This is a genomic window from Caulobacter vibrioides OR37 (genome assembly GCF_000372645.1).
Taxonomy (GTDB): domain Bacteria; phylum Pseudomonadota; class Alphaproteobacteria; order Caulobacterales; family Caulobacteraceae; genus Caulobacter; species Caulobacter vibrioides_E.
Map to the genome: position 1 here is coordinate 1 of NZ_APMP01000027.1, position 18326 is coordinate 18326.

Annotated in this window: 15 protein-coding genes; 7 read left to right on the forward strand and 8 right to left on the reverse strand. The window is 68.6% G+C overall.

The window, feature by feature from the left end; all coding sequences use genetic code 11:
- Positions 1 to 29: 29 nt before the first annotated feature.
- From OR37_RS16705 to OR37_RS16715, 3 genes are all read right to left on the reverse strand, one after another.
- Positions 30 to 434 (reverse strand): c-type cytochrome, encoded by a 405-nt coding sequence (locus OR37_RS16705; protein ID WP_004622500.1) that lies wholly within the window; start codon positions 432 to 434, stop codon positions 30 to 32.
- A gap of 2 nt (positions 435 to 436) precedes the next feature.
- Complete coding sequence (locus tag OR37_RS16710) at positions 437 to 2032, reverse strand: flavin monoamine oxidase family protein (protein WP_004622502.1); 1596 nt, start codon at positions 2030 to 2032, stop codon at positions 437 to 439.
- Positions 2033 to 2308: 276 nt separating this feature from the next.
- On the reverse strand, positions 2309 to 2809 hold the full coding sequence (locus OR37_RS16715) for an FKBP-type peptidyl-prolyl cis-trans isomerase (protein WP_004622504.1): 501 nt from the start codon (positions 2807 to 2809) through the stop codon (positions 2309 to 2311).
- 221 nt (positions 2810 to 3030) lie between these two features.
- On the opposite strand from OR37_RS16715, the gene OR37_RS16720 reads away from it, so the two are divergent.
- Positions 3031 to 4080, forward strand: coding sequence for an AraC family transcriptional regulator (locus tag OR37_RS16720; protein WP_004622506.1), 1050 nt, complete (start codon positions 3031 to 3033; stop codon positions 4078 to 4080).
- A gap of 61 nt (positions 4081 to 4141) precedes the next feature.
- Positions 4142 to 4852, forward strand: coding sequence for a CPBP family intramembrane glutamic endopeptidase, BDIM_20840 family (locus tag OR37_RS16725; protein WP_004622508.1), 711 nt, complete (start codon positions 4142 to 4144; stop codon positions 4850 to 4852).
- A gap of 70 nt (positions 4853 to 4922) precedes the next feature.
- Here the strand turns inward: OR37_RS16725 and OR37_RS16730 are convergent, their stop codons facing one another.
- A complete protein-coding gene (locus tag OR37_RS16730; RefSeq protein ID WP_004622509.1) occupies positions 4923 to 6575 on the reverse strand; it encodes a glycoside hydrolase family 43 protein in 1653 nt (550 codons plus the stop codon).
- A gap of 92 nt (positions 6576 to 6667) precedes the next feature.
- Here OR37_RS16730 and OR37_RS16735 point away from each other — a divergent pair, with 92 nt between their 5' ends.
- Both OR37_RS16735 and OR37_RS16740 read left to right on the forward strand, forming a co-directional pair.
- Positions 6668 to 7258, forward strand: coding sequence for a TetR/AcrR family transcriptional regulator (locus tag OR37_RS16735; protein WP_004622511.1), 591 nt, complete (start codon positions 6668 to 6670; stop codon positions 7256 to 7258).
- Between the two features lie 141 nt (positions 7259 to 7399).
- Positions 7400 to 8713 (forward strand): amidohydrolase, encoded by a 1314-nt coding sequence (locus OR37_RS16740; protein WP_004622514.1) that lies wholly within the window; start codon positions 7400 to 7402, stop codon positions 8711 to 8713.
- A gap of 66 nt (positions 8714 to 8779) precedes the next feature.
- On the opposite strand, the gene OR37_RS16745 is transcribed toward OR37_RS16740, so the two are convergent.
- A complete protein-coding gene (locus tag OR37_RS16745; protein WP_004622515.1) occupies positions 8780 to 10897 on the reverse strand; it encodes an alpha-glucuronidase family glycosyl hydrolase in 2118 nt (705 codons plus the stop codon).
- 371 nt (positions 10898 to 11268) lie between these two features.
- Here OR37_RS16745 and OR37_RS16750 point away from each other — a divergent pair, with 371 nt between their 5' ends.
- The gene (locus tag OR37_RS16750; protein WP_004622516.1) at positions 11269 to 12018 is read left to right on the forward strand and encodes a FadR/GntR family transcriptional regulator; all 750 of its coding nucleotides are present in this window, start codon (positions 11269 to 11271) and stop codon (positions 12016 to 12018) included.
- A gap of 197 nt (positions 12019 to 12215) precedes the next feature.
- On the forward strand, positions 12216 to 13292 hold the full coding sequence (locus OR37_RS16755; RefSeq protein WP_035017618.1) for an acyltransferase family protein: 1077 nt from the start codon (positions 12216 to 12218) through the stop codon (positions 13290 to 13292).
- 127 nt (positions 13293 to 13419) lie between these two features.
- Here the strand turns inward: OR37_RS16755 and OR37_RS16760 are convergent, their stop codons facing one another.
- On the reverse strand, positions 13420 to 14127 hold the full coding sequence (locus OR37_RS16760) for an HAD family hydrolase (RefSeq protein ID WP_004622518.1): 708 nt from the start codon (positions 14125 to 14127) through the stop codon (positions 13420 to 13422).
- A 151-nt stretch (positions 14128 to 14278) separates the two neighbouring features.
- Here OR37_RS16760 and OR37_RS16765 point away from each other — a divergent pair, with 151 nt between their 5' ends.
- Complete coding sequence (locus OR37_RS16765; protein WP_004622519.1) at positions 14279 to 14527, forward strand: hypothetical protein; 249 nt, start codon at positions 14279 to 14281, stop codon at positions 14525 to 14527.
- Positions 14528 to 14550: 23 nt separating this feature from the next.
- Here OR37_RS16765 and OR37_RS21880 read toward each other — a convergent pair whose 3' ends face one another.
- Positions 14551 to 14691, reverse strand: coding sequence for a hypothetical protein (locus tag OR37_RS21880; protein WP_004622520.1), 141 nt, complete (start codon positions 14689 to 14691; stop codon positions 14551 to 14553).
- A 245-nt stretch (positions 14692 to 14936) separates the two neighbouring features.
- The gene (locus tag OR37_RS16775; protein WP_004622521.1) at positions 14937 to 18008 is read right to left on the reverse strand and encodes a TonB-dependent receptor; all 3072 of its coding nucleotides are present in this window, start codon (positions 18006 to 18008) and stop codon (positions 14937 to 14939) included.
- Positions 18009 to 18326 lie beyond the last annotated feature (318 nt).

The window sequence follows — 18326 nt, forward strand, 5'->3', positions numbered from 1 at the left end:
AAGAGGGGAGGAGAAAATAGTCGCCTCTCTCAATGCCCCCCGGCGCTCGGCGCCTTGCCGAACTTGGCCACGTCCGCCTCGGTCACCGGCTTGGCGTAGCTGTTGCCGAAGTGGGTCCGCACATAGGTGATCGCCTCGGCGATCTGGGCGTTGCTGAGCATCCCGGCGAAGCCCGGCATCGCCCCCTTGCCGCCCGTGACGATGGTGATCGGATAGGCCGCGCCGGCCAGCCGGGGATTACTGGCCAGGGCGGGGATCGTCCCCGCGCCCGTCGCCCCCTTGGCGTCGGCCATGTGGCACGCCTGGCAGACCTGGGCGTAGACCTGCTCGCCGGTGACCGGCTTTGGCGCGCGCACCACGCCGCCGGCCGAGTCCTGAGCCGCCGCCGGAAAGGCCGCCAGCGCCAGCACGGCGACAAGAACCCTCTTCCTCATGCTCAGGCCTCCAGCGCGCGCTTGTGCAGACGGGTGATCGCGTCGATGGACGACAGCAGCGCGCCCTCCATCCAGCAGCCGACATAGGAGGCGTGCTCGCCCGCCAGGACGATGCGGCGGTCCATGCCGACCAGGGTCTGGTAGTGCTGGGCGCGGACCTCGTCGCTCCAGCGGGCGCAGCAGCCCAGCGTCCAGGGCACCCGGCTCCAGGCCACCGAGGCGCCGGTGACGAATTCCTTGCGGTAGCTGCCCGGGTGGATCACCGAGCCCTGCGCCAAGGCCGCCTCGATCCGTTGTTCGGGCGTCAGGCCGCTCAGGCGATAGGCCCCCAGGTCGCGGGCGAAGGCGCCCAGCAGCACCGCCGGACCGTCCTTGAAGAAGTTATTGTTCGGATAGGAGATCAGGCCGATCTCCTGGTCGGTGAAACTGTGGCCGCCATAGATGAAGTCGTCCTCCTCCCAGAAGCGGCGCTTCATCTCCAGGCCGATCTTGACCTGGCCCGAATAGGGCACGGCCTTGATGGCGGCCATCATCTCGTCGCTCACTTGCACATCGAGCTGCCCCAGGATGCCCAGCGGGATCGTGCAGACGCACCAGTCGGCCTTGGCGTCGGCGACCTTGCCCGTGGCGACATCGGCGTAGGTCACGGTGACGCCCTTGTCGTCCTGGGCGATCTTGCTGACCTTGGCGCCGTAAGTGATCAGGTCCGCGACCTGGCGGGCGAAGGCCTTGCCGATCATGTCCATGCCGCCCACCGGCTGGAACATGGTCGTCTGCATCTCGTGGCCCATGAAGAAGGCCATCGAGGTCCAGACCTGCGGGTCCAGAACGTCGTGCAGGGCGTAGAGGTCCTTGGACGGGATCGGCGCGCCGTTGACGCCGCCGCCCGGCGGCCGCTCGTAGCCCCGGTGCGACGAGGCCTTCAGGCCGGCCGCGTACTTGTAGTCCTTGTCCAACATGCCCCAGCCCTTCAGGGCCTCCAGCAGCTTGTCGCGGTCCTCCTGGGTGACCGCCTCGTCCAGGGCCTTGGCGTTGATCGACTTGGCCAGCAGCTCGGCGATATTGCCCTCGAAGTCGGCGGCGGCGGCGTTGAAGCGCACCGGCTTGCCGCCGAAGGCCTCGGACGAGTGGACCCAGCCGGAGTGGTTGAACTGGATGAACGGCTCCAGCGCCACGCCGAAGGCCTTGCAGTAGTGCAGCAGGGTCCGGTGGTGATGCGGGATCCGCCACGGGCCGGGATTGAGATAGTTGCCGGCCGCGAAGCCGACCTTCTGCGTCGCCCCGCCCAGCTCCGTATAGGTGTCGCCGCCGCGCAGCGACCAGTTGCGGCCGCCGGCCCGATTCTGGAACTCCAGGATCCGCACCTTGTAGCCGGCCTTGGTCAGCTCATAGGCCGCCAGCATCCCGGCCAGACCGGCGCCCAGCACGATCACCGAGGCCCCCGGCCGCGCGCCTTGCAGGTTCGGCGGGCCGTGGAACTGGGTCTCGGCCGCGTGGCCCAGGCTGGTCATGGCGCCATACAGCGCCGCCGTGCCCCCGACCCTGGCGATGGCCGACAGCAGCTGACGCCGCGTCGGCGCGGCGATGCCCGACTCCATGGAATGCCCTTCCCCGCTGATCTCCCCGAAAGGGCTAGCAGGGCGGGCGGCGACAGCGAGAGGGCGAGGCGGAGCCGGCGGCGAACACGGCGGCAAAGCTCCGATTTATCGGCGCCGGGATCGTCCGGATGCGCGCGAACTGGGCAGGACCCGAAATGAGCCCTCCCCCTCGATGGGGGAGGGTTGGGTGGGGGTGACCAGGGCCGCGGCGGCAGAACCGCCGTGTCACCCCCATCCACACCTTTTCCCCCATTTGAGGGCGAAGGGGGCGAGCGTCTAGTCGACCGGCAGCACGCCCAGCAGCTTCAGCCGGAAGACCATCACGCTGCCGCCGGGAATCGGGCCGTTGTCCTGGTCGCCATAGCCCAGCTCCGGCGGGACATAGAGCACCCACTCGTCGCCGACCTTCATCTTGGGCAGGGCCTCCATCCAGGCCTGCACCAGGCCGTCCAGCGGCATGATCGCCGCCTTGCCCCGCTCGAAGCTGCTGTCGAACACCTTGCCGTCCAGCAGCTTGCCCTCGTAGTGCACCTTGATGATGTCGCCGACCTTGGGCGAGACGCCGTCCTTAGGACCGCTGGCCACGACCTTGTACTGCAGGCCCGACGGCAGGCGCACGACGCCCGGGGCCGTCGCGTTCTTCTCCATGAACGCCTTGCCGGCCACGGCGGCGGGCGACGGCGCGGCGTTCAGCTGCGGCGGCGGCGAGGCCTGCTGGGCGTGAGCCGCGCCGGCGGCGGCGAGAACGGCGGCGAAGGCCAGGGAAGCAAAGCGCATGTAGAGGTTCCAGAGCTCGAAGCGGCGTCAGTGAGCGACACCGTAGCGATCCTTGAGCGGAACTTCGCGGCGAAATTTGGGGAGGTGGAAGGGAACCGACCTGGACGAACCCACGGAGAGCTCCTCCCTCGCGACGCGGGAGCATCTCTTCTCCCCCCTAACGCTCCGACCCGCGCGCGATTCATGCTAGGCACAGCGCCCAGGCCGCCCACCGGAGCTCCATGGACCTCAGCCAGCTAGACGTGATCACGCGAGTCGCGGGGGCCACGCTTCTGTTGTCTCTGGCGGCGTTGCTGGCGCGGGATCCGCGCACGCGGCGGCTGGCGGCCTATTTCGCGCCCATGGCCCTGTGTCTGGCCGGGTTCCTGGCGGGCAACACGCCCGACGCCGCGCTGCGACTGGGCGGAGTGCTGGGCCACGCCAGCGCGCTGATCGCCGGCTACGCCGCCGTCTTTCTGTGGTGGTTCTGCCTGGCGAGCTTCGATCCGACATTCCGACCGCGCGGCGCCGTGTTGGCGGCGGGCTTGCTGTGGCTGGCGGTCGCCAGCGCCGATCGCGGCCTGCTGGGCCCCGCCCTAGAGAGCCGGGGTCTGTCCTGGATCCTGATCGCGCTTGGTCTGGCCATGATCGGCTATCTGTTCTGGCTCTTGGTTCGCGACCACTCGGGCGACCTGGTCGACGAGCGTCGGCGGGCGCGGGTGCTGGTGGTGGTGCTGCTGGCCGGCCAGCTCGGCGCCGACTTCCTGGTCGATCTGGTGATGGGGATGGACTGGAACCCGCGCGGCTTCACCATCCTCCAGAACACCGTCTTGCTGGCGTTCTCCGCCTGGCTGGCCCTGCGCCTGCTGCCCGTTCCCGTCCCGGCGTCCGCCGCCGCGCCCGCCATCCCGCCGGCGCAAGGCGGTGAGGCCCGCCTGACCGAACGCCTGCGGACGCTGGTCGAGATCGAGAAGGTCCACCTCGAGCCCGACCTGACCTTCGCCGACTTCGCCCGCCGGATGGGCGCCCCCGAGCGAACCGTGCGCCAGCTGATCAACCACCGCCTGGGCCACGATCATTTCCGCGCCTTCCTCAACGCCCGCCGGGTAGCTGAAGCCAAGCGCCTGCTGGCCGATCCGGCGCGGGCCGGCGACAAGCTGATCGCCATCGCCCTGGACAGCGGCTTTTCCTCGCTGGCCTCGTTCAACCGCGCGTTCCAGGCCGTGGAAGGCCAGCCGCCCAGCGCCTTCCGCGCCGCGCCGAGTCCTGAGGAACGCTCCGTCGTCTTCTGAGAAGCGGGCCATGGCGGCGCGGCCTATGGCCAAGCCTCCATCCCAGCTTCGAGGCGACTTCATGGACGGCATTTTCACCATTGGCGCGATCATCGCGCTCCTTCTGGCGGCGGGCGGGGCGATCGCCGCTTTGACGGGACGGGGCGGCGTCTCGTTCCGCTGGCTCTTCGTGGCGGCGGGCCTCGTGCTGCTGAACGACGCCCTACTGACCCGCTTTTATCGCCTGGTTCCCGACCTGATCCACGGCCATTGGAACTGGCAAGGCAAGCTGACCGCCTTGCTCGTCACCCTGGCGGTCGCCGCCCTGCCCGCCTTCGGCTGGCGCGCCAGCGGCCTGACCTTGCGCCAGGCCGATCTGAAGGCGCCGCTGATCGTCGCCGGGCTCTACGGCCTGCTGTTCGTCGGCTTGGCTTTGGCGCTCCCCAACGCGCCGGTGACCGCCGAGACCCTGGCCTTTCAACTGACCATGCCGGGCCTTGAAGAAGAGGCCTTCTACCGCGGGATCCTGCTGCTGGCCCTGGACCGCGCCTTCATCGGCCGCGCGCGTTTCCTGGGCGTCGACTGGAGCTGGGGCGCGGCCCTGTCGTGCGCCCTGTTCGGCCTGGCCCACGCCTTCGGGATCTCGCGCGGCGAGGTTTCCTTCGAGCCGCTCGCCTTCGCCCTGACCGCCGGCCCGTCCCTGATCGCCGTCTGGCTGCGCCTGCGCACCGGCAGCATCCTATTGCCCGTGCTGATGCACAACCTGGGCAACGCGGCGTCGTTGCTGGTCTAAAGGGGCTCTGAACCTTTGAAGATAGAGCCTGTCTAGGGGTTTGGATGGCGCCACCCAAACGAGACAGGCTCTACCGCTCCGCCCCGTGGGCGTAGACGCCCAGCATGGTCCCGACGAAGCCGCCGGCGACCTTGGTCGACAGGGTCGTGGCGTCGGCGTCGGCCGCCAGGGTTTCCCAGCGGCCGGGCGCGGCGGCGTAGGCGAAGTCGGCCTTGCCGCCCCGGATGCGGATGCGCAGGTCCAGAGACTGGCCGGATTTGAGGGAAACCGGCTTTTGAGCCACCACGACGCCATCGACAGGATCGCCCTTGCCGGCCCGCTTCTCGACCCGCGCCCAGGTCTTGCCGCCGTCGCGGACCAGACCGACGAACCAGTAGAAGTCGTCGTTCTGCACGGCCACCAGCCCCGCCTTGTCGCCGTCGGCGCGGGGCGTGAAGCGCACGGTGGTCGAGACGCTGGCGTTCATGTGCTGCTGGCGGCGCGCCCAGACCGACGGCTGGTCGTGGTCGCCGATCCTGGCCGCCCGCGCCCGCACGGTCAGCGCCCCGCCCTTCACCGACCACCAGCGTTCGGTCGGGATGCGCATGGTCATCCAGCCCTTCGGCAGCTCGGGCCCGGCGAAGGTCTCTGCCGCCGTGAACGGGCCCGCGTTCGGCGCCGCCTTCATCGCCGGCGGCTTCGGCGCGGCGTGGACGTAGGGGATGGCCTGGCCCCTCGGCAGGATCACCGGCCAGCCGTCCTTCCAGTCGACCGGCAGCAGGAACGTCTCGCGGCCGGTGTTGTAGAGGTCGTCGCCATACGGCCGCACGGCCAGGAAGGTCGCCCACCACTGGCCGTCGGGCGTGTCGACCAGGTCGGCGTGACCGGCCGAGGTGATCGGCAGGGGGCGGTCCCTGGGCAGGTCGCGCTGGGTCAGGATCGGATTATCAGCATACGGAACGTATGGCCCGGTCACCGCCTTGGCGCGCAGCACGACCTGGCTGTGGCCCTCGGCCGTGCCGCCCTCGGCGGCGATCAGATAGTACCAGCCGTCCTTCTTGAGGATGTGCGGCCCCTCGGGCCAGATCGGCTTGGCGGCCGGATTGACGCCCTTGTCCAGCAGCACCGAACGCGGGCCGACCGTCTTCCTGGCCTGGAGGTCGTACTCCTGGATCCAGATGGCGCGGTGGCCGGGATACTCGGCCTTTTCCGGCGGCTCGTCGTTGTTGACGATCCAGGCCTTGCCGTCGTCGTCGAAGAAGATCGAGCTGTCGATGCCGCCCACCTCGGGCAGCCATACCGGGTCCGACCATGGCCCCTTGGGGTCCTTGGCGGTGATCAGGAAGTTGCCGCCGCAGTCGACGCAGGTGTTGAGGATGTAGAACAGCCCGTCGTGATAGGTGATCGCCGGGGCGAACACGGCGCGCGACAGGCCCAGGCGCTTGAAGTCCAGCATCCCCGGCCGGTCCAGCGCGTTGCCGATCTGCGTCCAGTGGACGAGGTCGGTCGAGTGATAGATCGGCAGGCCGGGGAACCAGGCGAAGGTCGAGTTGACCAGATAGTAGTCCTTGCCCGCCCGGGTGATCGACGGATCGGGGTGGAAGCCCTGCAGGATCGGATTGCGGTACTGCCCCGGCGCGGCCTTGACGACGTCCGAGGGGTCCGAGCCGCTGTAGACGAAGTGGCTGAAGCGGGCGGTGTTGGGCGCGGCGGCGAGGGCCGCGGCCAGGATGACGCCGATCATGTCGAACTCCTGTGAACGCTGGTCGAGACGCGAGGTGACGGCGGGGGCGCGATCCGACTATGGTTCCGGCCCGAGGAACGCCAGGAGGACCCTTGACCACCGAAGCCCAAGCGCCCGTCAAACGCGGCCCCGGCCGCCCCCGCGATCCCGAGGTCGAGCGGCGGATGAAGCGCGCGGCGCTGGAGACCCTGGCCGAGCACGGCTTTTCCGGCCTGACCCTGGAGCGGATCTGCGAACGGGCCGGCGCCCCGCGCGCCACCTTCTACCGCCGCTGGGCGACGCCGATCGAGGCGGTCGCCGAGGCCTTCGACGACGCGTTCCACTTTCCCGAGCTGCCCGACACTGGCGACGTGGTGAAGGACCTGGTGATCCTGGGCCAGGCCATCCTGTCGCTCTATGGCGACCCGGTCATGGGGCCGTGCATGAGCTTTCTGATGGCCGAGAGCCGGGTGCGGCCCGAACTGGTGGACCGCCACCGCCACGACTTCCCGCGCCGGCGGGCCTATAACCGCTCGGTCGTCGAGCGAGCCATGGCGCGCGGCGAGATCGCCGCCGACATCGACCCCGACCTGATCATCGACGTAATCAGCGGCCTGGCCCTGAACAACCAGGCCACCGGCCGTCCGGTGACCGTCGAGATGCTGGAGTTCGTGGTGCGACGGCTGCTGAACAAGCCGGCCTGACCGCCGCGCGCGACGCGCGAAAAGGCGCGCCCGGGGGTGCGCCAGGGGGTGCGGAAGTCCGCCGCTGGCGCGTCGTAGAGAAGAGACGCTGTTCCCGTCCGGGAACGAGCCTTGCAAGACAGCGCAATTCGGGGAAGGCCCATGAAGAAGACCCTCATCGTCACCGCGGCCCTGGCGGCCCTGGCCACCTCGGCCCTCGGCGCGCCGCTGAACGTCCTGGCGACCAAGACGGCGATCGACGCCCAGCTGGACCACGACTATCCGGCGCTCGACGCGCTGTACAAGGACATCCACAGCCATCCGGAGCTGGGCTTCCAGGAGGTGGAGACGGCCAAGAAGCTGGCCGCCCAGATGCGGGCCCTGGGCTTCACCGTCACCGAGGGCGTCGGCAAGACCGGCGTCGTGGCCGTGCTGAAGAACGGCGACGGCCCCAAGGTGCTGATCCGCACCGAGCTGGACGCCCTGCCGATGCAGGAAAAGACCGGCTTGCCCTATGCCAGCACGGCGACGGCGATGTGGAACGGCGAGAAGGTCTTCGTCGACCATTCGTGCGGCCACGACATCCACATGGCCGCCTGGATCGGGACGGCCCGCCAGATGGTCGCCCGCAAGGCCCAGTGGAAGGGCACGCTGGTCTTCGTGGCCCAGCCCTCGGAAGAGACGGTCAGCGGCGCCAAGGCCATGCTGGCGGACGGCTTCATCGACCGGTTCGGCAAGCCCGACTACGGCTTCGCCCTGCACGTCGGCCCGGGCGCGGCCGGCGAGGTCTATTACAAGCCTGGCGTCCTGACCTCGACCTCGGACGCCCTGGACGTGACCTTCAACGGACGCGGCGCGCACGGCTCGATGCCGGCCGCCTCGATCGACCCGGTGATGATGGCGGCCCGCTTCACCGTGGACGTCCAGAGCGTGATCAGCCGCGAGAAGGACCCGGCCGCGTTCGGCGTCGTCACCGTCGGCTCGATCCAGGCCGGCAGCGCGGGCAACATCATTCCGGACAAGGCCAAGGTGCGCGGCACGATCCGCACCCAGGACGCCGCCGTCCGCGACAAGATCCTGGCCGGGGTCGAGCGCACCGTCAAAGGCGTCACCGAGATGGCCGGCGCCCCGCCGGCGGACCTGACCATCACCCCCGGGGGCAAGGCGGTGATCAACGACCAGGCCCTGACCGACCGCACGGCGGCGGTGTTCAAGACCGCCTTCGGGGCGCGCGCCGTCCTGACGCCCCAGCCCGGCTCGGCCTCGGAGGACTATTCGGAATTCATCATCGCCGGCGTGCCGTCCGTCTATTTCAGCATCGGCGGCTACGATCCGGCGGTGATCGCCAAGGCCAAGGCCGAGGGCAAGGTCCTGCCGGTCAACCACTCGCCCTATTTCGCGCCGGTCCCCGAGCCCAGCATCCGCACCGGCGTCGAGGCCATGACCCTGGCGGTCATGAACGTGATGGCCAAATAGGCCCCGGCGCCGGGGAGGCCTCCGCCCTCCCCGGTCGCCCGGCCGCGAGCGGCGTGCTGGCATCGCCTAGCCGCCCTGGCCCGGCGCGAACGGGAACACGAGACTCTCGTAGTATTCCAGCGACTTGGCCGGCGGCTTTTCGCCGGGCGGCAGCGGACGCTTGGAGAAGGTCTGGAACCAGGCGATCGAGGCGTCGCGCCACCACTGGGCTTCGTCGCGCTGGATCTTCAGATAGTCGGCGACCTCGGCGTGGCGGCGAGCGTCGACATAGGGCGCCAGCGTCGCCCAGGTCCGGTTCATACCGTCCACATAGGCCACGCCGGCCGAGTAGCGCCTGACCATCCCGTCCCACAGGGTGTCGCCCGACTTCAGCCGGTAGTCCCAGGGCAGGTGGTGGAACCACAGCAGGTTCTTCTCGTCGACACACTTGAGGTCGGCGAAGCAGGCGCCGACGGCCGGGGCGTACTGGGCGGTGGCGTTGCTGCCGGTCGGGGTGCGGTCGAAGCCGACGCCGTCCGGCCCGGCCTTGGCGTAGTAGACGCTGGTCCAGTCCGCGCGCGGGCCGCCGCTGACCCAGGGGCCGGGGCCGTAGTGGCCGTCGCGGCCCATCTGGTGGTGCAGGCCCAACGGGGTCATGTAGTCGACCGCCGCCTCGCGCGAGCCCATCATCATCGCGACCACCGGCTTCACCAGGCGCGGGTCGTTGCCGAAGGTCATCCGCGTCCAGTCCTCGGCGATTGCTCGCGACGAGGCCTCCGGATCCCAGGCCAGCCGGCCGAAGACGTACCAGTTGGCCTGGTCGAACTGCGAGCCCGACCAGTTGCGGTCGCTGCCGATATTGGCCACGCCCGCCATCACCGTCAGCTTGCGCCCGTCCAGCTGTCCGTCGACCACCTTGGCCACGGTCGAGCCCTTGCCTTCGGCCATGGTGTCCGACTTCAGGGTCTCCTCGTAGAGCGGCCCCAGATAGACGAGGTGGGTCGAGAACCCGAGGTATTCCTTGGTGATCTGGAACTCCATGCCGAGGTTCGACTTGGGCATGGCGCCGAACAGCGGGTGGAACGGCTCGCGCGGCTGGAAGTCGATGGCGCCGTTCTTGACCTGGATGACCACGTTGTCGCGGAACTGGCCGTCGAACGGCTTGAACTCCGAATAGCCCTGCTTGGCGCGGTCGTCGGGCTGCTGGTGCGAATAGACGAAGGCCCGCCAGATCACGACGCCGCCGTGCGGTCCGACCGCGTCGGCCAGCATGTTGGCCCCGTCGACATGGGTGCGGCCGTAGTCCTGCGGTCCCGGTTGGCCCTCGGAATTGGCCTTCACCAGGAAGCCGCCGAAGTCGGGAATGGCCTTGTAGAGCTCGTCGGCCTTGGCCTTCCAGAACGCCGCCACGGCGGGGTCCAGCGGGTCGGCGGACTTCAGCCCGCCGATCTCGATCGGCGCCGACCATCGGGCCGACAGATAGACCTTGATCCCGTAGGGCCGCAGCGTGTCGGCCACGGCGGCGGCCTTGGCGATATAGGGCGCGGTCAGGCTGTCGGCCTTGGCGTTGACGTTGTTCAGCACCGCGCCGTTGATCCCGATCGAGGCGTTGGCGCGGGCGTAGTCGACGAGCCGGGGATCGACGTGGCCGGGCAGCCGCCACCAGTCGAAGATCGACTGGCCGGCATAGCCGCGCTCGACCGTGCGGTTCAGATTGTCCCAGTGGTTCAGCATCCGCAGCTTCACCTTGGGCGCGGACGCGATGTCCAGCTTGTCCACGCTCTGGCGGGTCTGGATCAGGGAGAGATAGCGGAACACGCCGTAGAGCACGCCGACGTCGCGGTTGGCGGCGATCACCGTGGTCGTCCTGCCGTTCACGGTCAGGGTGCGGATCCGGTAGCCTTCGTCGCCCAGGGCCGTGTCGGCGCTATCGGCCTTCAGCAGGATCACCCCGTCGCGCGAGCCGGCGGCGGCGCTGGCGGGCTTGCCGACCAGGCCGGTGAGACCGCGCTCCAGCTCGGCCCGGGCGACCTTCATCGTCGGGGTGTCGCGGGTGGGCGCGATGGCGGCGGCGCGGGCGGCGTAGGCCGCGCGGACCGAGGCCTCGACCGGCTTGTAGCGCAGCCACAGGTCATAGCCGTCCTCGGCCCGGGCGGCCGGGGCGACGACGAGCGCTAAGCCGAGGATCAGGGCCAGCAGACGCATCCGTTTCACTCCCGCTTCATGTCCGATCGTCCGGGGCGAAGACGGGATCCAGCGCGCTGTACCACCGCCCTCGATCCGGGTCCCGGCCTTGGTCGGGAGGATCGGCTTCTTGACTTGCGGACCCTCGGCGGCGCCGGCTTCGCGGTCGCCCCGAAGGTCGTCACGGCTAGTCTTAGAGGTCTGACCACGTCGTTGACAACCTTTATGGTACCGGTACATCGACGTTGCCGGGCTCGAAATTCAGGGGATCCAGCGGCGACGCGGTCTGACCTCTTGGCCAAGACCCGCGAGAAAACAGACCGGCCGGCGCGGGGCTCGTGGTAAAGGTCGCCAACCGCCACCCAAGCCAGCGTCTCAGTTCTCCGCCGACCATGTCAGACACCGTCAAGCTCTACCGCAAGATCGCCGACGCCGTGGCCGGGTCCATCGAGTCCGGACAGTACGCGATCGGCGACCGCCTGCCGACCGAGCGGGAACTGGCCGAGCACTTCGGCGTCTCCCGCCCCACCCTGCGCGAGGCGATGATCGCGCTGGAGATGCTGGGCATGATCGAGGCGCGCCACGGCCTGGGCATCTATGTCACCGCCACCGCTCGCCCCGTCGTCCCCAGCGCCGAGATCGACTTCGAGATAGGGGCCTTCGAGCTGATCGAGGCCCGCCGCCTGTTCGAGGGCGAGGCCGCCGCCCTGGCCGCCACCTCGATCGGCGACGAACAGATCGCCGCGCTGGAGGACCTGCTCCGCAAGATGCACGACGAGGAGGAGATCCGGGGCGAGGACGCCGACCGCGAGTTCCACCTGACCATCGCCCGCGCCACCGGCAACGGCGCGATCATCGCCACGATCGAGAACCTGTGGGACTGGCGCAACCGCTCGCCGCTGGCGCGGAACATCCTGGCCCGCGCGCGGGGCCTGGGCCTTGAGCCCCGCATCGCCGAGCACCGCCGCGTGGTCGAGGCGCTGAAGGCCCGCGATCCCGCCGCCGCCCGCCTGGCCATGCGCGACCACCTCGAACGGGTCATCGACCACCTTCTGCACGCGACCGAGACCGAGGCCGTGCAACGGGCGAAACAGGAAACCAAGGCGCGGCGCGACACGATCGCCAAGCGGGTGGCGATTTAGGTAGCCCCGACGCCGCGCGGGCTCCCCTTCTCCCTGCTAGGGGAGGTGGCTCGATGCGAATACGCAGCGAGACGGAGGGGTCCAGCGCCACGTCGCGTGGCGCCTGCGCAGGCCCCCTCCACCGCCTTCGGCGGTCCCCCTCCCCCAAGAGGGGGAGGAGAGGTGACGCCCGCGCCGTCCCATGCCACCACTCCGCCATGCCGAAGTTCCCGCCGCTCAAGCCCGACTCCGACCAGATGCTGCATCTCGACGCCCTGCGCATCGTCGGGGCGGTGATGATCGTGGTGTTTCACTTCAACCGCTTCATCGACCTGGACGGGCGCTGGCGGGTCGCCGACGACGCGATCAAGGCCTACTCGCTGATCGTCGACCTGTTCTTCCTGATCTCGGGCTACGTGATGGCCGCGATCTATGCCGGGCGGCTGACCAGTTGGAGCCGGTATCGCGACTTTCTCCAGAAGCGGATCGCGCGGCTGGGGCCGCTGCACTGGGCGACCCTGCTGGCGTTCGTGGTCATCGCGGCGCTGGGCTGGACGGGCGTGATCAACGAGCGCGACCCGTCGCGCTATGACGTGACCTGCATCCCCCAGAACATCCTGTTCATCCACGCCTGGGGGACCTGCAAGGCCCAGACCTGGAACTTCGTCAGCTGGGCGATCAGCGCCGAAATGGGCCTGTACGTCGCCCTGCCCCCGCTGTTCGTGATCACCGCCAGAGGCCCCTGGATCACCGCCGCCGCGGCGTTTGGAAGCCTCGTCCTGCTGCTGTGGATCTCGCGGACCGGCGAGACCTTCTCGCAGTGGACCTACGACTTCGGCGTCGCCCGCGCGGTTCCGGGCTTCCTGTTGGGCATGTGGGCGTTCCAGGTCAGGGGCGCGCTGGCGCGACTGCCGCTGGCCCGCGTCGCGATGTGGGGGCTGCTGGCGGCCTTCGCGGTCGCCGGCGCGTTCCACGTCCCGCGCACGGCCCTGCTGTTTCTCGTCTACGCCGTGGGCCTGGCCGGGGTCGCGGCCGACGCGCGCGGCGTTCAGGGAGGGGTCAGCCAGGCCCTGGCGCCCTGGGCGCAGCTGTCCTTCAGCCTCTATCTGCTGCACCCGCTGGCGCTGAAGATCGCGCTGAACTGGGTGGGCCTCGGCGCCTGGGGCCTGACCGGCGACGCCATGCGGCTGTGGTGCCTGCTGTGGGTGATCCTGCTGTTCCCGATCGCCTATGCGTCGCTGGTGCTGTTCGAGCGCCCGGCGCGGGATCGGCTGGCGACGTGGGGGAAGCACTGAGCGAGCTCCCTCTCTCTTGGAGAGAGGGTTGGGGTGAGAAATTACGGCGTTCGATGGAGCGCCGGCACGCCGTCAACCGGCGTAACCTCTCACCCTCCCACCGCTGCGCGGCGGGTCCCTCCCTCTCTCAAAGAGAGAGGGATACTTGATCCACCCAAGCCGGCAGCTCGCCGATATTCGCCAGCTCGGCATAGCGCGCGTGGCCGACCGGGGCCTCGGCCGCTTCGTGGGCCCAGACCAGCGGGTATGGGATCAGGGCGCCCCAGCAGCCGGCTTCGAGGGCTGGCAGGATGTCGGACCTCATCGAGTTGCCGGCCATCACCGCCTGGCCCGCCCCCGTGCCGTGGCGATCGAAGACCCGGCGATAGGTGTCGGCGTCCTTCTCGGACACGATCTCGACGGCCACGAAATAGTCGCCCAGGCCCGACGAGGCCAGTTTCTGCTCCTGGTGCAGCAGGTCGCCCTTGGTGACGAGGACCAGGCGATAGCGCTCCGACAGCGCGGCCAGGGCCGTCTCGACGCCCGGCAGCGGCTCGATCGGTTCGGTCAGCATCTCGCGGCCGACGGCCAGGATCTCGCGGATCACGCGGGTGTCGACGGCCCCGTCGGTGACCTCCAGCGCCGTCTCGATCATCGACAGGGTGAAGCCCTTGGCCCCGTAGCCATAGACCCGCAGGTTGCGCTTCTCGACGGCGACCAGCTGGGCCTCGATCTTCTCGGCCTCGCCGTGGTCGGACAGCAGGTCCACGAAGCGGGCGTGGGAGAGGCGGAACTTGCTCTCGCAGTGCCAGAGCGTGTCGTCGGCGTCGACGCCGACGGTGGTGATCGTGGTCATGGGCGCGAGCCTATCACCGGATGGGACATAAGGACATCCTTATGCCTCGCGCCCCTTACGCCGTCTTTATACGGAACGACCGCTTCCACACGGCGCGCTTACGGGCGGAAGGGATATGGGGGGCCGTCTCGTCAAAGCCGGAGCCGCCGCCATGCGCCCACCTCGCCGCCATAGCCGTTTGCTGGTCGCGCTGATGGTTCTAGGCCTCGGCGGTTTCGTCGCGCTGCTGGGCCTGGGCTCGCGGTTTCCGGCCCACGGCGACGTGCTGCGGCTTCTGGCCGTGGCGTGGTTCGTCGTGTTCGGCGCGGCGCGGCTTCTGGTCCATCTGGATCAGGCGGTCGGCGAGGCCGACGACGCCCTGCCCAGGATCGCCCGCCTGCGCGGTCGCGGCGAGATCTAGACCGGTGGAGGGCCTGTTCGCCTTCAGAGCGTCAGGACCACGAACAGGATCGCGCTCACGGGAATAGCGGCCGACAGCGCCATGTGCAGCAGGGTCTCGCCCAGACGGAACGCGTCGCGGGTCGGGAGGGAAAGGGCGATCTTCGGGTCGGCGGCTGAGGTCATGGGGAGTGCTCCTTGCACGCCTGGGAGCTTAAGCGTGAAATCCTTAACGCCCCGCCAGCCCTGGACGCCGAAGCCGCCGCGAACGGTTGCGACAGATTGTCCACGCTCCCTCCCGAAACGAAAAAACGGCGCGCTCCGAGAAGGAGCGCGCCGAGACATTCGCGCGGCTGGGAGGAGAACCGTCCGCGCGCAAAAACCGGGAGGCTCGCCCGCCGGTCCAGGCGCGCGGACCGGCGGGCGAGGGTTTAGAACGTCGCCCGCACGCCCAGCAGGAACTCGCGGCCGGGCTTGTAGTAGGTGAACGTGGCGTTGCTGTACTGGAAGTACGAGCGCTGCGCCGCGTTGGTCAGGTTGATGGCGTTGAACGTCACCTGCGGCAGGTTCCTCAGGCCGAACAGCTTCTCCAGGTCGAAGCTGGAGGAGAAGTCGACCTGCTTGTAGTCGTCGGTGAACAGCGCCGCCGAGCCGATGCCGTTCTGGTTGGCGCCGCTGGACTGCGAGCCCTGACGGAAGGTCTGGGTCAGGCGCAGGCTGACGCCGTGGTGCTCGTAGTAGCCGGTCAGGTTGTAGGTGTACTTGGCCACGCCATAGGCGATGGCCGGACCATCGCTGGTCTGGTCGACGATCGTGGCGTTGGCGTTGACGCCCAGGCCCTCGACGCCGAAGCGGCGGGTCAGGAAGTCCAGCGGCTGCACCCACTGGAATTCCAGGCCGTTGATCGTCAGCTTGTTGGGCACGTTGATCTGCGACTGGATCTGCACCTGAGCGCTGTTCGGACCGCCGCGCGAATTGATCGCCGTCTTCTGGGTGTCGTTCAGGGTGTCGTAGGTGATGCCGTACTGGGCCAGATACGAGAACGGCTGGGTCACGACGTTGTTGGTCGTGAAGCCGGTGATCGACTTGCGGAACGCGTTGACCGCGATCACGCCTTCCTGGCCGGTATAGAACTCGAAGCCCAGGTCGATGTTCTTCGAGAAATACGGCTTCAGGGCCGAGTTGCCGATCGTGGCCTGGTCGGCCGACGGGGCGCTGAAGCTGACGCCCGGCAGCTGGGCGGCCGGGTCGGGACGGGTCATGGTCTCCGACACCGCCGCGCGGGCCACGGCGTGCTCGCTGACGTCATAGGCGATGTTCGCGGCCGGCAGCCACTTCGAATAGGTGTTCTCGACATAGACGAAGTTGACGAGGTTCGGATAGCGGGCGCCGTCCGGCAGCTGACCGCTGGCCGGCGTGTTGCGCGGGTCGGCCACCGAGACCCGGCCGCCGATCGTCTGCTTGGTGTGGACATAGCGGACGCCGACATTGAAGCGCAGGTCGTTGTCCAGCACCTGGGTGACGCCGTTCACCTCGGTATAGGCCGCGGCGTTCTTCTCGTTGATATAGCCGCCGCTGGCGCCGGTGTTGGAACCGCCGGTTTCGGGCGTGTTGTCGTGGAACTTGTCGTAATTGGTGGCCTTCTTGACCGCGTCCCAGTCGACCGTGACGAAGCCGGCCGGGCCGGGCTTCAGGAAGCTGGCCAGGTTGGCGGTCGGGATCAGCGAGCCGCCATAGGTCAGCGGCGTGGTCTGGCCGGCCGTGTAGCCCGTGCCATAGCCCGGATAGGTCGGGTAACCGGCCGGCGCGGCGCCCGGCTGGTTCAGGCCCTGGCAGGGCGGCTGGCCGTTGGGGGCCGGCAGGTAGATGTTCGGATTGTCGCCGCAGGTCGCGTTCTGCCAAGCCTGGCTGTTGTCATAGCCGCGGATGGTGCGCGAGACGTCGTCATAGTTGCCGCCGAACTTCAGGTTCAGCTTCTCGTCGCCCCAGGTGACCGAACCGCGCGCGCCCTTGGTCTCGTACCAGCGCTTCTCGTCCTGCATGTTCAACCGGCCGCCGGTCCACACGAAGTTGGCGGGGTTGTTCAGGTCGACGCTGCTCTTGATCGTCGGGATGCCGGTCGGATTGTAGGTGTAGTCGACCGTCGTCCCCTGCCCCAGCGCGGTGACCGGACCGAACGTCGGGCTTTCGCGGTGGAAGGTGCTCTTGGCGTAGTTGACCTGGCCCTCGACCTTCAGCTTGTCATTGATGCGCCATTCGCCGCCCGGATTGACGCCCCACAGCTCGGTCTTTTCGAGATAGGGACGGTATTCCAGGAAGAACTGCGAGTTGGCGTAGGTACCTTGGGTGACCGTGCAGCCGGCCGAGCAGTCGGTCTTGTCGTACTTGGTGTTCAGCGGGATCGCCGCGCCGTTGCGGACGATCCAGGCCATGTCCTCGCGCTGAAGATCGTTGTTCTTGTAGCCGTACATCCCGTCGAGATAGAAGCTCAGGTTCTCGGTCGGACGCCATTCGACGCTGCCGACCAGATTGATCCGATCGCGCGTGCCGAACTCGGCCGAGGGACGGCCCAGGCGCGGCAGCAGGCCGTTGTCGATCTGCTGGATCGTCGCGCCGGGGTTCTTGGACAGCAGGAAGGCCTGGTCGATCGTCGTGCCAGCCACCAGGCCGGCGCCCGCGCCGACCGGCACGGTCGACGGGATCGTCCAGTTGCCGCCGCCCGTGGGATTGCAGCCGCTGGTCGCCCCGCACTGGGCGGCCGACAGGTTCGGGTTGGTGAAGCCGATCGTCTCATAGCCGCGCGTGTCGGTGTGCAGGCGCTGGCCCGAAACCCCGAACAGCACGCCGAAGGTGTCCCAGGTCTTGCTGAGGATCAGCGAACCCTTGCCGCCCAGGTCGGCGCCGCTGGGCTTCACCCCTTGCAGGCTGTAGGTGATGTGCTGGCCGGGGCGGTCGAACGGACGCGCCGAGCGCATGTCGATATTGCCCGCCGCGCCGCCTTCCAGCAGGTCGGCCGAGTAGCTCTTGTTGACCGTCAGCTTGGTGAAGAGATCGGTCGGGAAGAACGACAGATCGACCGAGCGGTCGGTGCCCTGCGCGTCGGTCGCGCCCGACGAGGCCACGGCGATCGAGGCGCCGTTCAGCGTCACGTTGGTGAAGTTGCTGCCCAGGCCGCGGATGGCGACGTTCGTGCCCTCGCCCGTGATGTCGCGGGTGATGGTGATGCCGGGGATGCGGTTGAAGGACTCGGCGATGTTGGAGTCGGGGAACTTGCCGATGTCCTCGGCGAAGATCGAGTCGGCGAAGCTGGTGGCCTCGCGCTTGGCGACCGTCGATTGCGCCAGGCTCTTGCGGTAGCCGGTGACGATGACTTCCTCGACGGCGTCGCCGTTGGAGGCGGCGGGCGCGGTTTGGGCGTGAGCCTCGGCGGCGACCAGCCCCGACAGCATCGTGGCGCCCAGCAACGCGGCGCGCAGACGCAAGACCAAAGCCTGCTTTTGCATTGTGATCCCCTAATGGAGGTCCGCCTGGCGACGAACCGTTTTGCTTCTTGGCGCCGATCGATTTGGTAGCGCTACCAAATACCCTTTTCTCAAAACGGCCCGCGCGTCAACAGGCCTGACATATTGGTCTGACCTTATCTTTCAGGCGTGACACATCCGCCCGATGGCCAATAAGGCGTTGTTTTCACGAATGATTATCGCGCGAACAGCGCCGCTTGCCCGTTGAGGCGCGAGAATCGCGGCGCGGCGTTCCCGTTTGATTTTCCCAGGTGTTGCGGATCGACATCAGCGGAATCGTCAGGCCACATGGCGGGGCTC